This window comes from Mesorhizobium sp. YC-39, assembly GCF_025753795.1.
Taxonomy (GTDB): Bacteria; Pseudomonadota; Alphaproteobacteria; order Rhizobiales; family Rhizobiaceae; genus Mesorhizobium.
Map to the genome: position 1 here is coordinate 678,390 of NZ_JAOWPS010000001.1, position 14,000 is coordinate 692,389.

13 protein-coding genes are annotated in these 14,000 nt (G+C 63.6%); 4 read left to right on the forward strand and 9 right to left on the reverse strand.

Going from position 1 to position 14,000, the window contains the following annotated elements; genetic code table 11:
* Nucleotides 1-13: 13 nt before the first annotated feature.
* From OHD62_RS03270 to puuE, 7 genes are all read right to left on the reverse strand, one after another.
* Nucleotides 14-1,999: a CocE/NonD family hydrolase gene (locus OHD62_RS03270; RefSeq protein ID WP_263780933.1), complete on the reverse strand. Its 1,986-nt coding sequence runs from the start codon at nt 1,997-1,999 to the stop codon at nt 14-16.
* An 89-nt stretch (nt 2,000-2,088) separates the two neighbouring features.
* Nucleotides 2,089-2,508, reverse strand: coding sequence for a type II toxin-antitoxin system MqsA family antitoxin (locus OHD62_RS03275; protein ID WP_263780934.1), 420 nt, complete (start codon nt 2,506-2,508; stop codon nt 2,089-2,091).
* 2 nt (nt 2,509-2,510) lie between these two features.
* Complete coding sequence (locus tag OHD62_RS03280) at nt 2,511-2,816, reverse strand: type II toxin-antitoxin system MqsR family toxin (RefSeq protein WP_263782281.1); 306 nt, start codon at nt 2,814-2,816, stop codon at nt 2,511-2,513.
* Nucleotides 2,817-2,880: 64 nt separating this feature from the next.
* Nucleotides 2,881-3,474, reverse strand: coding sequence for a nucleoside deaminase (locus OHD62_RS03285; RefSeq protein ID WP_263780935.1), 594 nt, complete (start codon nt 3,472-3,474; stop codon nt 2,881-2,883).
* Complete coding sequence (locus tag OHD62_RS03290; RefSeq protein ID WP_263780936.1) at nt 3,474-3,977, reverse strand: ureidoglycolate lyase; 504 nt, start codon at nt 3,975-3,977, stop codon at nt 3,474-3,476. The genes OHD62_RS03285 and OHD62_RS03290 overlap by 1 nt, the downstream gene beginning before the upstream one ends.
* Nucleotides 3,974-4,837 carry a bifunctional allantoicase/(S)-ureidoglycine aminohydrolase gene (locus OHD62_RS03295; RefSeq protein ID WP_263780937.1) on the reverse strand — a complete coding sequence of 288 codons (864 nt, stop codon included), beginning with the start codon at nt 4,835-4,837 and terminating at the stop codon, nt 3,974-3,976. Before OHD62_RS03295 ends, OHD62_RS03290 begins: the two co-directional genes overlap by 4 nt.
* A gap of 10 nt (nt 4,838-4,847) precedes the next feature.
* The gene (gene puuE, locus OHD62_RS03300) at nt 4,848-6,272 is read right to left on the reverse strand and encodes an allantoinase PuuE (protein WP_263780938.1); all 1,425 of its coding nucleotides are present in this window, start codon (nt 6,270-6,272) and stop codon (nt 4,848-4,850) included.
* 174 nt (nt 6,273-6,446) lie between these two features.
* Between puuE and uraH the strand changes: the two genes are divergently transcribed.
* The 4 genes from uraH to xdhC all read left to right on the forward strand — a co-directional run bounded on the left by uraH (nt 6,447) and on the right by xdhC (nt 11,729).
* Nucleotides 6,447-6,821, forward strand: coding sequence for a hydroxyisourate hydrolase (gene uraH, locus OHD62_RS03305; RefSeq protein WP_263780939.1), 375 nt, complete (start codon nt 6,447-6,449; stop codon nt 6,819-6,821).
* A 3-nt stretch (nt 6,822-6,824) separates the two neighbouring features.
* On the forward strand, nt 6,825-8,306 hold the full coding sequence (xdhA, locus tag OHD62_RS03310) for a xanthine dehydrogenase small subunit (RefSeq protein WP_263780940.1): 1,482 nt from the start codon (nt 6,825-6,827) through the stop codon (nt 8,304-8,306).
* A 36-nt stretch (nt 8,307-8,342) separates the two neighbouring features.
* Nucleotides 8,343-10,679, forward strand: a complete 2,337-nt coding sequence (xdhB, locus tag OHD62_RS03315) for a xanthine dehydrogenase molybdopterin binding subunit (RefSeq protein WP_263780941.1) — start codon at nt 8,343-8,345, stop codon at nt 10,677-10,679.
* A 72-nt stretch (nt 10,680-10,751) separates the two neighbouring features.
* Nucleotides 10,752-11,729, forward strand: a complete 978-nt coding sequence (gene xdhC / locus OHD62_RS03320; RefSeq protein WP_263782283.1) for a xanthine dehydrogenase accessory protein XdhC — start codon at nt 10,752-10,754, stop codon at nt 11,727-11,729.
* 64 nt (nt 11,730-11,793) lie between these two features.
* Here xdhC and OHD62_RS03325 read toward each other — a convergent pair whose 3' ends face one another.
* Together OHD62_RS03325 and OHD62_RS03330 are read right to left on the reverse strand one after the other, a co-directional pair.
* On the reverse strand, nt 11,794-13,053 hold the full coding sequence (locus OHD62_RS03325; RefSeq protein ID WP_263780942.1) for an LLM class flavin-dependent oxidoreductase: 1,260 nt from the start codon (nt 13,051-13,053) through the stop codon (nt 11,794-11,796).
* Complete coding sequence (locus OHD62_RS03330) at nt 13,050-13,994, reverse strand: LLM class flavin-dependent oxidoreductase (RefSeq protein WP_263780943.1); 945 nt, start codon at nt 13,992-13,994, stop codon at nt 13,050-13,052. The genes OHD62_RS03325 and OHD62_RS03330 overlap by 4 nt, the downstream gene beginning before the upstream one ends.
* Between the last annotated feature and the right edge of the window lie 6 nt (nt 13,995-14,000).

Genomic DNA, 14,000 nt, shown 5'->3' on the forward strand with positions numbered 1-14,000 from the left:
ATATGATCAACGCTCAGACGAGGGCGCGCGGAATTTTCTCCTCGAAATTGCGTTCGAAAACCAAAATCTCACCCTCATAGGCCAGGATTCTGGCGCTCACGACAAAGTTTTCCGCATCGGAGCGCATTTCGGCCGATGTTTCGGTTCGTACCGACCATCCATTTCGCGACAGGGTCTGCGTCCAATGGGTTTTGCCTGATGCTGACAAGGGATCGTCAGGATGGATCGCCCAGGTCTCGCGTGCGACGCTGCCATGGACGAGGCCATGTTCCAGGTCGCGCACCTCGCCGAAATCGTCCGTTATGGCAAGCGTGACGATCCCGGTCTTTTCGTCGCGATCGACGTGACGCTCGGAATTGGCGGGTCGAACCGTCTCCGTCGCCCAAGGTGTCGCTCCTTCGGGTGTCGGGAACGAGACCTCGTCCCCTTTGGCCAGCGGGCGCAGCGGCAACATCAGCGTCGCGGCCTTGATCTCGAGCCAGACCGGCTCCGGCGAAGGCCAGATCATCGGCCAATAAGCGTTGGAGACGGCGATGCGCAACCGGTGGCCGGCCGGCACGCGGTAGCCGCACTGGTCGAGCACGACCCGCGCCGAAACCGTCTCGCCCGGCACCAGTGCCTGCGGAAATTCATGCGAGTCGCGGTGCGTCAGGTTGAGCACGCCGTAGGAGATCAGCTCTGAAGCGCCGTCGGGATGCACGTCGCACAGCCGCACAGCGATGTTTGCCTGGCGCCGGTCGGAGGCAACCCTGACCAGAACCTCCGGCGCGCCCAAAATGTCGATCGCCTCGCTCAACGCCGGTTGGTCGAAACACACCGATAGTGCATCGTCGGGTCGCTGGTCGCCTGGCAGTTCCGGGCCGAAGGTGAAGGGGAAATATTCGCCGCCGGCGAGGCCGCAGAACTGCGGCGAGGCGACGATCGCGGGCTTGTCGCTTTCGGGGATGATCTCGATCTTCTGCATTTTTATGGCGGGCGACGGCCATGCCGCTTCAGCTACCCAGCGGCCCGGTCGCTCCGGGTGCCAGCGCGTTGGGCGCACGCTGTCCATCACATAGGCGCGGTAGCCCGGGTCGGCCTCGACGCCGGTGTCGAGGCCCTTCAGCCAGCGGTCCCACCAGCGCAGGGCTTCCTGCAGGAAGCCGATGGCGGGCTTGGGTGCGGCGTAATGCGGGTATTTGTGGATCCAGGGGCCGACAATGCCCTTGACCGGCGCCTCGATGTTGCCGACGAGGTGGGAAATGGTGTTGCGGTAACCGTCATGCCAGCCGCCGATCGACAGCACTGCAGCCTTGACCGCGGAAAAATCTTCGCAGATCGAGCCGCGCTTCCAATAGGCGTCGCGATGCTGGTGCTTCAGCCATAGCGGCGCCAGGAAGGACTGGTTCTCCAGCCGGGTCAGCCAGAGGTCGCGCCAGCGGTTGTCGCCGACGAGCAGCGGGTCCGGTGGCCGCGACGAATAGGACAGCATCGTCGAGGCCCAGCCGAAATTCTCGATCAAGAGGCAGCCGCCCTTGTAGTGGATATCGTCGGCATAGCGGTCGACGGTCGAGCACAGGCTGATCACCGCCTTCAGCGCCGGCGGCTGCTTGGCCGCCACCTGCAGGCAGTTGAAGCCGCCCCAGGAGATACCCATCATGCCGACATTGCCGTTGCACCAGGGCTGGGCGGCCGCCCAGGCGATGACATCGCCGGCGTCCTGCAATTCCTGCTCGGAATATTCGTCGTCCATCAGCCCTTCGGAATCGCCATTGCCGCGCATGTCGACGCGGATCGAGGCATAGCCGTGGCCGGCGAAATAAGGATGCGTCAGTTGATCGCGAAAGATCGTGCCGTCGCGCTTGCGGTAGGGCAGGTGCTCGAGGATCGCCGGCACCGGATCCTCGCCGGCGTCTTCCGGCATCCACACCCGCGCTGACAGCCGGCAGCCATCTGGCATGACGATGCCCATATCGGGAAATTCGACGACCCTGCGGGGAAATTCGGTGACGGTTTTCATGGCAGGCATAACGCCTTGCACCGAGGCGACTTTCAATCGCTATTCGCGACTGGTGCAGCAGAATATGCGACCTGTCATGGATCCGGAGGTCAGCGCAACTCGTCCAGCAATTCGGGATGTTTTTCCAACAGCGTCATCAACTGGATGGTCGGGCCGCTTGGCTCGATCAAGCCTCGTTCGTATTTGTCGAACGCGTTCTCACCGACCTTGAACAGGGATCCCGCCTCGCGCTGCGACAGCTTGAGCTTTGTGCGCACACGCCGGATAGTGGCCGGGGCAGGGACGCCGTCGATCTTTTCCTTGAGGAGGCGCAGAGCCGCATCGACGGCAAGCATGTCGTCTCCCACATGTACGCCCTCGCCTCCAGATGACGGGTAGTAGCCAGGCAGGTCGACGGTCACGCTCTCGCCCTTATAGTTCACGATGAACGGACGCACTCCACGCGTCAGCGTCTCTCCTGTCTCGGGGGAGATCATTGTGCTTGCTTTGATGGTTTCTCTCGTCACCATAGTCATTTTTCCTTGAATGACATGATCGTGAATTCGGTCACGATATCTGCCTGGAATTTCACGTAGAGGATCAGGTCGCGCGCCGGGACATTGTAGACGTCTTGCCAGACCCGGTGATCGGCGAATGTCGTCATCGATTTTACGAACATCTTCCGCGTCATGCTGCCGACCACCTCGACCACACCAGCGCGATCGAAGCCGAGGCCAACGGCGTCGCGCAGGGCGGAGGTTGTGATTGCCAACGTATCGACAGACCCAAATGTCGTCTTGATTGCATCAAGATCGTAAGTGGGTCTGCGTTTCTCGATAGCTCAATATGCCACCATAAAGGTGGCAATTCAAGAAGCGTTGATCAAGGAAACTTCGGAAAGCTCAATTCAGCGGAATGTCGTTCTCGGCCTTGCTTGCCTGATAGGCGCCGGACAATTCGTCATAGCGGGCGGAAATCCTGCCGATCCGCGCTTCCAGCCGATGGCGTTCGGCCTCCGGCAGCGACCGCACGAGTTTGCGAATGGAAAAACTCTTCCAATAGGCATTCTCGGCATTATAGCCGCCGGGGTCGAGGGTGAAGACCTCCTTCAGGATCTTCAAATCATGCGGGATGGCGAAGCTGTCGCGCGAATCCTCATGGCTGAAGAGGTAGTAGAAATTGTCGAAGCCGGTCCAGGTGATGGCCGACAGGCAGAGCGAGCACGGCTCGTGCGTGGCGAGAAAAATGGCGTCCTTGGTGTCGACGCGCTCGGCCTTGGGCATCTCATAAAAGCGCTTCAGGCAGTGCACCTCTCCGTGCCAGAGCGGGTTTTCGATCTCGTTGTTGGTTTCTGCGAGCACCAGCGAGCGATCGTCCTTCCTCAGGATCGCCGCGCCGAACAGCTTGTTGCCATGGGCGACGCCTGCGGCCGTCTTGGGCACGATGTCATGCTCGATCACATCGAGCAGGCGGTCGATCAGCGAAATGTCGGTCATTACCTGTTTCCGTCGGGAAGATGGATCTCGTAAGGGTGCGAGAAATGGCACTCCTCGAGGTTGGAGCCATCGCCGCCACGGTCGACGATCAGGAAATCCTGGGACTCGCCGATCGGCGTCAGCACGCCGTGCCAGAGGTTGCGAGGATAGTTGATGCCTTGCCCGGGCGCGGTGATGAAAGCGTGCGGCTCGCCGGGGCCGTCCTTGCCGTCATGGCAGACGATAACCAGGAACGGGCGCGGCGAAAGCGGGATGAAAGCCTGGCTGCCGAACGGATGGCGCTCGACCATGGTCAGCTTCAGCGGCAATTCGTAAGGCGTGCCGCGCACCATGGAGATCAGCACGCGCGCATTCGGGCCCTGGGCTTCGGCGGTGGCGAGATCGTGGTAGCGCTCGGCCTTGCCGCCATTGATCGGGTAGTGGTTGTCGCCGCCCATGTCGATGACGTCGCCGAATTCGGCAAAGCTTTCGCGGGTCAGCGGCCGGGCGACGATGCGGGTCACCGCGTGTGACCCCCAACGCCCGCCCCGCCGAGCCTGGCGTGCCGGTTGACGTCCTTGTAGAGCAGGTAACGGAATTTTCCGGGGCCACCGGCGTAGCAGGCCTGCGGGCAGAAGGCGCGCAGCCACATATAGTCACCGGCCTCGACCTCGACCCAGTCCTGGTTGAGCCGGTAGACCGCCTTGCCTTCCAGCACATAGAGGCCGTGCTCCATGACATGCGTCTCGGCGAAGGGGATAACGGCGCCGGGCTCCAGCGTGACGATGGTGACATGCATGTCGTGGCGCATGTCTTCGGGATCGACGAAGCGTGTCGTCGCCCAGCGGCCCTCGGTGCCGGGCATCGGGCTCGGCGCAACATCCTGCTCATTGGTGAAGAAGGCTTGCGGCGTATCGAGGCCCGCGACCGCCTCATAGGCTTTGCGGATCCAGTGGAAGCGCACAGCCGCCCCGCTTTCATTGCGCACTGTCCAGCCGCTTGCCGGCGGCAGGAAGGCAAAGCCGCCGGGCCTAAGCACGTGCCTTTTACCGGCAAGCGAGACGCTGAGCTCGCCCTCGACCACGAACAGCACGCCTTCGGCGCCGGCATCCGGTTCCGGCCGCTCGCTGCCGCCGCCGGGCGCGACCTCGACGATATATTGCGAGAACGTCTCGGCAAATCCCGACAGCGGCCGCGCGATGACCCAGACCCTGGTCTTGTCCCAGAACGGCAAGGCGCTGGTGACGATATCCTGCATCACCCCCCTGGGAATGACGGCATAGGCCTCGGTGAAGACGGCGCGGCCGGTCAAAAGCTCGCTCTGGCCGGGATGGCCGCCATGCGGCGCATAATAGGTTCGCTCGGGCATCCTGATCGTATCCATGGTTTCAAACCTATTGCGGCAGCATGTCTCTCAGCCGAAGCAGCGCAATGCGCTCGACCTGTTTGCAGGCGGCATCGAATTCGGCGCCGCGGCTGTTGCCGATGCGCGTCTCGAATTCCGCCAGGATTTCTTGCTTGGTCTTTCCCTTCACCGCGATGATGAAGGGAAAGCCGAAAGTGGTGACGTAGGCGGCGTTGAGCTTGGAGAACAGTTCGCGCTCCTTGTCGGTCAGCGCATCGAGCCCGGCGGATGCTTGCTCTTTCGCCGACTCTGCCGTCAACCGCTTGGCCTTTGCCAGCTTGCCGGCAAGGTCCGGATGGGCGTTGAGCACCGCGAGCCGCTCTGCCTCTGTAGCCGCGCGGAAGACCCGGCAGAGCGCATTGTGCAGACCGCCGGCGCTGTCATGCGCCGGGCCGAGTTCCAGCTCATAGGCGCGCTCGGCGATCCAGGGCGAATGCTCGAACACACCACCGAAAGCATGGACGAAGGCCTCGAATTCCATTTTCGACGGGCGCAATGCCGCGGGCCGGTACGGATGCATCTCGCGCCAATGCCTGGCGATGTCGATGCGTCGCGCCAGCCACACCTTGTCGTGCGATTTGACGTAATCGACGAAGCGCTTCAGCGCCGCGACCCGACCCGGACGGCCGACGAGCCGGCAGTGCAGCCCGATATTCATCATGCGCGGCCGCCCTTCTTTGCCCTCGGCATAGAGCGTGTCGAAACTGTCCTTCAGATAGGCAAAGAACTGGTCGCCAGAGTTGAAGCCTTGCGGCGTGGCGAAACGCATGTCGTTGGCGTCGAGCGTATAGGGGATGATAAGTTGCGGCTTTTCGGCTCCATCATGCTCGAACCAGTAGGGCAGCTCGTCGTCATAGGTGTCCGACACATAATCGAAGCCGCCCTCCTCGGCCACCAGCCGCACCGTGTTGACCGAGGTGCGGCCGGTGTACCAGCCGGTTGGGCGCGCGCCGGTCACCTCGTAGTGCAGCTTGATCGCCTCTGCCAGGTCGCGGCGCTCGTCCTCTGGCGGATGGTCCCGGTAGTCGATCCATTTCAGCCCGTGCGAGGCGATCTCCCAGCCGGCCTCCTGCATTGCCCCGACCTGGTCGGGCGAACGCGCCAACGCGGTGGCGACGCCGTAGCAGGTCACCGGCACTTGTGCCTCGGTGAACAGGCGGTGGAGCCGCCAGAAACCGGCGCGGGCGCCATACTCGTAGATCGATTCCATGTTCCAGTGGCGCTGGCCGAGCCAAGGGGCAGCCCCCACGATCTCGGACAGGAAGGCTTCCGAGGCCTTGTCGCCATGCAGCACGCAGTTCTCGCCACCCTCCTCATAGTTGACGACGAATTGCACCGCCACATGCGCGCCGCCGGGCCATTTCGGATCGGGCGGATTGGGCCCATAGCCGCGCATGTCCCGTTCGTAACGCATTGTCGCTCCTGCCGGATGTTGTGATGAGGATAGTCGAAAGGGTTGCTTGCGCATTCCCCCGAAAATTTTTGAAAGTGTTTTTGTCGGGCTCCGCTCGACCGGGACTTATGCATCGCCTTTAATTGGCGCACAATTCATCACTATGTTCGATTGTACCGAGATGGGAGGCGGCCAGTGGCAGAAACGTCGAAAGCCGATGGCGGGCGTCTGACGACCCATGTTCTCGACACCGCGACCGGCCGCCCGGCGGCAGGCCTGTCGATTGCACTCTACCGTCTCGACGGCGATACGCGCACGCATCTGAAGACAGTGGTGACCAATAATGACGGCCGCTGCGACGCACCGCTGCTTGCCGGCGCTGACTTCCGCAACGGCGAGTACGAGCTGGTCTTTGCCGCCGGCGACTATCTGCGCCGTCAGGGAGCAAAACTGCCGGAGCCGGCCTTTCTCGACAGCGTGCCGATCCGCTTCGGCATGGCCGAGCCGGTGCACTATCATGTTCCGCTGCTGATCTCGCCCTACGGTTATTCTACCTACAGGGGGAGCTGAGAGGTGGCCAAAGTCAGAATCCGCAACGAGATACGCTTCATCCTGAACGGTGAGGATGTGGCGCTGACGACTGTCGCACCCGACGCGACCTTGCTCGACTGGCTCAGACTCAACCGTGCGCTACGCGGCACCAAGGAAGGCTGCGCCGAAGGCGATTGCGGCGCCTGCACTGTGCTGGTCGGCAGGTTTTCGGCCGGCAGGCTGATCTATGAGAGCGTCAATGCCTGCATCCGCTTTCTCGGTTCGCTCGACGGCACCCATGTCGTCACCGTTGAGCATCTGCGCTGCGATGGAGACAGGCTGCACCCCGTGCAGCAGGCAATGGTCGATTTCCATGGCTCGCAATGCGGCTTTTGCACGCCGGGCTTCGTCATGTCGCTCTACGCGCTATGGATGCGCTCGCCGGAGCCGTCGGATGCGGCCATCGAAAAGGCGCTGCAGGGCAATCTCTGCCGTTGCACCGGCTACGAGGCGATCGTGCGGGCGGCACGAGCCATCTCCAGCTACGGCAAGGCGGCCAAGGATCCGCTGGCGGCGGAACGCAAGGCAATCATGATCAGGCTCGCGGCGATGAGGGACGGGTCGCGCGTCGAGATCGGCGCAGGCAAGCAGCGGCTGGTCGTGCCGGCCGACGCCGACGATCTGGCCAGCGTGCTCGACAAGGAGCCAGGCGCCACCATCATCGCCGGTTCGACCGATGTCGGCCTTTGGGTGACCAAGCATATGCGCGATATTGCGCCGGCGATCTTCATCGGCAATCTCGAAGGGCTGTGCACGATTTCCGAGGAGAACGGCGTCATTTCGATCGGCGCCGGCGTTACCTACAGCGACGCCTTCGCGCTGCTGTCAAAGCGCATCCCGGCGCTCGGCCCGCTGTTCGACCGCATCGGCGGCGATCAGGTGCGCAACATGGGCACGATCGGCGGCAACATCGCCAACGGCTCGCCCATCGGCGACACGCCGCCGCCGCTGATCGCGCTCGGGGCGCAGCTCACATTGCGTCGCGGCAAGAAGCGGCGGACGATCCCGCTCGAAGATTTCTTCATCGCCTATGGCAAGCAGGACCGGCTATCAGGCGAATTCGTCGAGGCCGTGCATGTGCCGGTGCCGGCCAAGGGCACAAAGTTTGCCGTCTACAAGATCACCAAGCGCCGCGACGAGGATATCACCGCGGCCCTCGGCGCCTTCTGCCTGACGCTAGCCAAGGACGGCAGCGTGGCCGATATCCGCATCGCCTACGGCGGCATGGCGGCAACACCGAAGCGGGCTTTCGCGGTCGAGAAGGCATTGCTCGGCAAACCGTGGACGGAGGCAACCGTAGAAGCCGCGATGGCTGAATACGCCAGGGACTTCACGCCGCTTACCGACATGCGGGCAAGTGCTGAATACCGGGCGCTGGCGGCGCGCAATCTTCTTCTGCGCTTCTTTGCCGAGACCACCGGCACCAAGGCGCCGATCCAGGTTTCAAGATACGAGGCGGCGTGAGATGGCAACGATGATGTTGAAGGCCGGGGTTGTTCAATGACCAAGCACACCCCCAACCTCAAAGCGCAGAAGATCAAGGGCGGCGTCGCCACCGACCAGCGCCATGATTCCGCGCACAAGCATGTCAGTGGCACCGCCATCTATATCGACGACATGCCGGAACCGGCAGGCACGCTGCATGGCTGCCTCGGGCTTTCCAGTGCCACGCACGCCACAATCACGAAGATGGACCTGTCGGCGGTGCGCGCCGCCCCCGGCGTCGTCGACGTGCTCACGGCCAAGGATGTACCCGGCGAGAACGACATTTCGCCGACCGGCCGTCACGACGAGCCGGTGCTCGCCGACGGCAAGGTGCAGTTCTACGGCCAGCCGATCTTCTGCGTCATCGCCGAGACGCGCGAACAGGCGCGCCGCGCCACCAGGCTGGCCAAGGTCGAGTACAAGGAACTCTCTTTTGTCACCGACATTGGCGAACTCGATCCCCGAAAGGACAAACTCGTCACGCCGCCTCTGACGCTGAAGCGCGGCGATGCCGCCGCGGCGATCAAGGCGGCACCGCGCCGGCTCAAGGGAAAGATGCGCATCGGCGGCCAGGAGCATTTCTATCTCGAAGGCCATATCGCCATGGCCATTCCCGGCGAGGACCAGGATGTCACCATCTATTCCTCGACCCAGCATCCGAGCGAAGTCCAGCATATGGTCAGCCACGCGCTCGGCGTGCCGAGCAACGCCATCACGGTGGAAATCCGCCGCATGGGCGGCGGCTTCGGCGGCAAGGAAACGCAAGGCAACCAGTTCGCCGCGCTCGCCGCAATAGCTGCCAAACGGCACCACCGCGCGGTAAAAATCCGGCCCGACCGCGACGACGACATGATCGCCACCGGCAAGCGCCACGATTTTCTCGTCGACTACGAGGTTGGCTTTGACGACGATGGCAACATCCTCGGCGTCGACTTCATGTTCGCGGCGCGCTGCGGCTTCTCGTCGGACCTGTCCGGCCCGGTCACTGACCGCGCCCTGTTCCACTGCGATAACACCTATTTCTGGCCGGCGGTGCATGCGCAGTCGGCGCCGCTTTACACCAACACTGTGTCCAACACCGCCTTCCGCGGCTTCGGCGGCCCGCAAGGCATGGTCGGCGCCGAGCGCGTCATCGACGAGGTCGCCTTTGCCGTCGGCAAGGACCCGCTCGAAATCCGCAAGCAGAACTTTTACGGCACGAGTGATCGCAACATCACGCCCTATCACCAGACGGTCGAGGACAACATCATCCACCGCATCGTCGCCGAGCTGGAGGCCAGCTCGGATTATACACGTCGTCGCCGGACCATCGAAGCCTTCAACGCTAACAGCCGCTTCATCAAGCGCGGCCTGGCGCTGACGCCGGTCAAGTTCGGCATCTCGTTTACCGCCACGCATTACAACCAGGCCGGCGCGCTTGTGCATGTCTACACCGATGGTTCGGTACATCTGAACCATGGCGGCACCGAGATGGGGCAGGGCCTCTACCTCAAGGTGGCACAAGTGGTGGCGGAAGAGTTCCAGATCGATCTCGACCAGGTCAAGATCACCGCCACGACCACCGGCAAGGTGCCGAACACCTCGGCCACCGCCGCGTCCTCCGGCTCCGACCTCAATGGCATGGCGGCGCAGAACGCTGCCCGGCAGATCAAGGATCGGCTGACCGATTTCGCCGCCGAAAAATACCAGGTGCCGCGCGATCAGGTGCTGTTCCTGCCCAACCGGGTGCGCATCGGCAATCAGGAAATCTCCTTCGCCGATCTCGTCAAGCAGGCCTATATGGCCCGTATCCAGCTATCGGCTGCGGGCTTCTACAAGACGCCGAAAATCCACTGGAACCGCGACAAGGGCCAAGGCCGCCCCTTCTATTATTTCGCCTATGGTGCCTCATGCTCGGAAGTGTCGGTCGACACGCTGACCGGCGAATACATGGTCGAACGCACCGACATATTGCACGAGACCGGCCGCTCGCTGAACCGCGCCATCGACCTCGGCCAGGTCGAAGGCGGCTTCATTCAGGGCATGGGCTGGCTGACGACGGAGGAACTTTGGTGGGACGCCAAGGGCCGGTTGCGCACCCATGCGCCGTCGACCTACAAGATCCCCCTGGCCTCGGACCGGCCGAAGATCTTCAACGTCACGCTGGCCGACTGGCCGGAAGCGCATGAACCGACCGTGCATCGCTCCAAGGCCGTCGGCGAGCCGCCGTTCCCGCTCGGCATGTCGGTGCTACATGCGCTGTCGGACGCGGTGGCGAGTGTTGCCGATCATAAGGTGTGCCCACGCCTCGACGCACCAGCGACGCCGGAACAGGTGCTGATGGCGATCGAGCGGCTGAAGGCCAGGGCCTGACTCCGGCAAGAACGTGCAAATCAGGCCGAAAAACTCTATATTTCCCAGAGTTCCCAGTTGGGAATGCAGATGATGAACTCGAAAGTGCAAAGCCTGAAAGACTTCCTTGCCGGCCAGGGCCGGGTCGCGCTGGTCGAAGTGGCGGCGACCAAGGGCTCGACGCCGCGCGAGAAGGGCGCCTTCATGCTGGTCTCGGCATCGGCGGCATTGGGCACGATCGGTGGCGGTCAGCTGGAATACATGGCGATCGACAAGGCGCGGCAGCTGCTTTTCTCCTCCCTCGAGATGGCCGCGAAGCGGCCAGAGGGTGTCATCGCAGAAGGCACCGCCAGAACGTCGAGCCCAGTCGACCCGACCCCACCCGACGGCTTCGCCGCCACCCTCCCCTCAAGGGGGAGGGATACTTGCGCTACGCTCGACATTCCGCTCGGGCCGGAAATCGGCCAATGCTGCGGTGGCAGGGTCGAGGTGTCGATACGGCAGCTCGACGCGGGCATGGAGGCCGCGCTCATCCGCAACGCCGAAGCCGAGGAGGCGCATCTGCCTCACGTCTACCTCTTTGGCGGCGGCCATGTCGGTCAGGCACTGGCCTCGGCACTCGCCCTTTTGCCGGTGCATGCCATCGTTGTCGAGACTCGCGCGGATGCGCTGGAAGGCATGCCGGAAACGGTCGAGACCAAGCTGACGCCGATGCCAGAGGCCGTGGTGCGCGAGGCGCCGGCAGGATCTGCCTTCGCCATCCTCACCCACGACCACGCTCTCGATTTCCTGATCGTCGCCGAGGCGCTGAAGCGCAACGATACCGCCTATGTCGGCATGATCGGCTCGAAGACCAAGAAAGCGACGTTCAGAAACTGGTTCCTGAAGTCAGCGGAAGGCAACGAGGCGGAATTCGCTCGCCTCGTCTCGCCGATCGGCGGCGATGCGGTCAAGGACAAGCGCCCGGAAGTGATCGCCGCGCTCGCCGCCGCCGAGATCATGACGGCGCTGGTCTCCCATAGCGCTTCGCCGTCGGCATCGGCCTTCCACGGAAAGGCGATGGCCGAGTAACCTCGATTATTTAGCCGGGTTTTTATGAGCCAGCGGCGGAGGATGTCGGCGCACTTGTGCGCCCCTACATCGGCCGCTTCAGGCCGAGATGCTCGCGTAGTGTGCAGCCTTCATATTCGACGCGGAACAGCCCGCGCCGCTGCAATTCCGGCACGACCAGAGCGCAGAAGGCATCGAGCTCGCCGGGGAACCAGGACGGCATGACGTTGAAGCCGTCTGCAGCGCCGCCTTCGAAGCGGGCCTGCAACTCGTCGGCGATCTGGGCAGGCGTTCCGACGATCCGCCAATGGCCGCGCGCGCCGGCGAAATGGCGGGCAAGCTGGCGGATGGAAAGACCGTCGCGGCGCGACTGCTCGACAACCAGCGCCTGCCGACTCTTCATCCCTTCGCTCTCCGGCAGTTCCGGCAGCGGTCCATCGATCGGATAGCGCCAGAGGTCGGAGATGCTTAGATAGCTGGAGAGCAGCGCCACGCCGACCTCGTCGGGGATCAGCTCCTGCAATTCCTCATATTTCTCGCGGGCTTCCGCTTCCGTTTCGGCCACCATCGGCGCGACGCCCGGCATGATCTTGATGTCGTCCGGCTCGCGCCCATAGGCCGCCAGCCGCCCCTTGAGATCGTCGTAGAAGGCCTTCGCTTCCTCGAAAGTCTGCGCCGCGGTGAAGACGACGTCGGCTGTTCGGGCAGCGAGGTCCCGGCCAACGTCCGAGGCGCCAGCCTGAACCATCACCGGCGCGCCCTGCAGCGAACGCGGCAGATCCAGTGCGTCCTTCACCGAAAAGCTCTGGCCGTCATGGTCGAGGCCATCCGTGCCTTGCCAGAGGCCTGCGACCACGGTGGCGAATTCACGCGCCCGCTCGTAGCGGTCGGCATGCGGGCGCAGGCCCATCGAGCCGAAATTGGCGGCTTCGATGGGGCTGGCCGAGGTGACCAGGTTCCAGCCGGCCCGTCCGCCACTCAGATGGTCGAGCGACAAAAAGGTCCGTGCCAGCCCGTAGGGCTCGTTGTAGCTGGTAGACGCCGTGGAGACGAGGCCGATGCGCTCGGTCTGGACGGCGAGCGCGGCAAGCAGGCTGATAGGCTCGAAGCCGATCGAGCGCGAGGTCTGGCTGGCGATGCCGACATTGGCTTCGCGCAGGCCGGCCGCATCCTCGCAGAAGATCATGTCGAACTTCGCCGCTTCAGCCGTGCGCGCCAACTGGGTGTAGTGGTCGATGTCGACGCCCGCCGTGACATGCGCTTGTGGGTGGCGCCAGGCGGCGATGTGGTGGCCCGTCGCCCACAGAAAGGCGCCGAGCCTCATCTGCCTTTTGCTCGCGCTCATGGCCTGTCGCTCCCGCCAAGCCCGAGATGCGCGCGCAGCGTCGTGCCTTCGGGCCGTGGCAGGTCCCGATGGCGAAGCTCCGGCAGCACGCGGTCGGCAAAATCGTCGAGCGCCGAAAGGTCAGCCGGCAAGACCACGTTGAAGCCATCGCAGCCTTCGGGGCCGAGCGACGCTTCCAGCCTTTGAGCGGCGACGGTGATCAGCACTTTCAGCGTGTCCGCGCGGCGCCCGGCGACAAGCGCCCGGCGTCTCAGATCGTCCGCCTTTGCGCCCGCCGACGGTCCTTCATCGAGCAGAATGACGTCGGCGGCACGGGCGGCGAAATCGTGGTCGGCCTCCGCCAGGCCGGACATCACCAGCACCGGTGTATCCTGCGGTGAGCGCGCCACATTGAGCGGCCCACGCACCGAGAAAAACTCGCCCTTGTGGTCGAGCAGATGCATCTTTTCCGGGTCGTGGAAGCGACCGCCGGCCTTGTCGAACAGCAGCGCATCCGCATCCCAGCCCTTCCACAAGCCTTGGACGATGCCGATGAATTCTTCCGCGCGCCGGCGGAACTCCTCCGGCGAAAACCCTTCCGGCCGGCTGAAATGGGCTGCCTCGCGCGGATCTTGAGCCATGGTCGCGTTCCAGCCGACGCGGCCGTGGCTGATAATGTCGAGCGAAGCAAAGCGGCGCGCCAGATTGTAGGGCTGGTGCGCGACCGTCGAGGTCGCTGCAACGAGGCCGATCCTGCTTGTCACCGTCGCCAGTGCCGCCAGCAAGGTCGTTGCTTCGAACGGGCTTCTCGATCCGCCGTTGCCAGGCACGCCGTCGGCAAGGACAACCATATCCAGCCCAACCGCTTCCAACTGCCGGACAAAGCTGGCTATGTCGCTGAAAGTCAGCTGGGTGGCCTGCCCGGCTGCAGCGGCAATGTTGAGCGAAACGGCGAGATGCATTGTGGT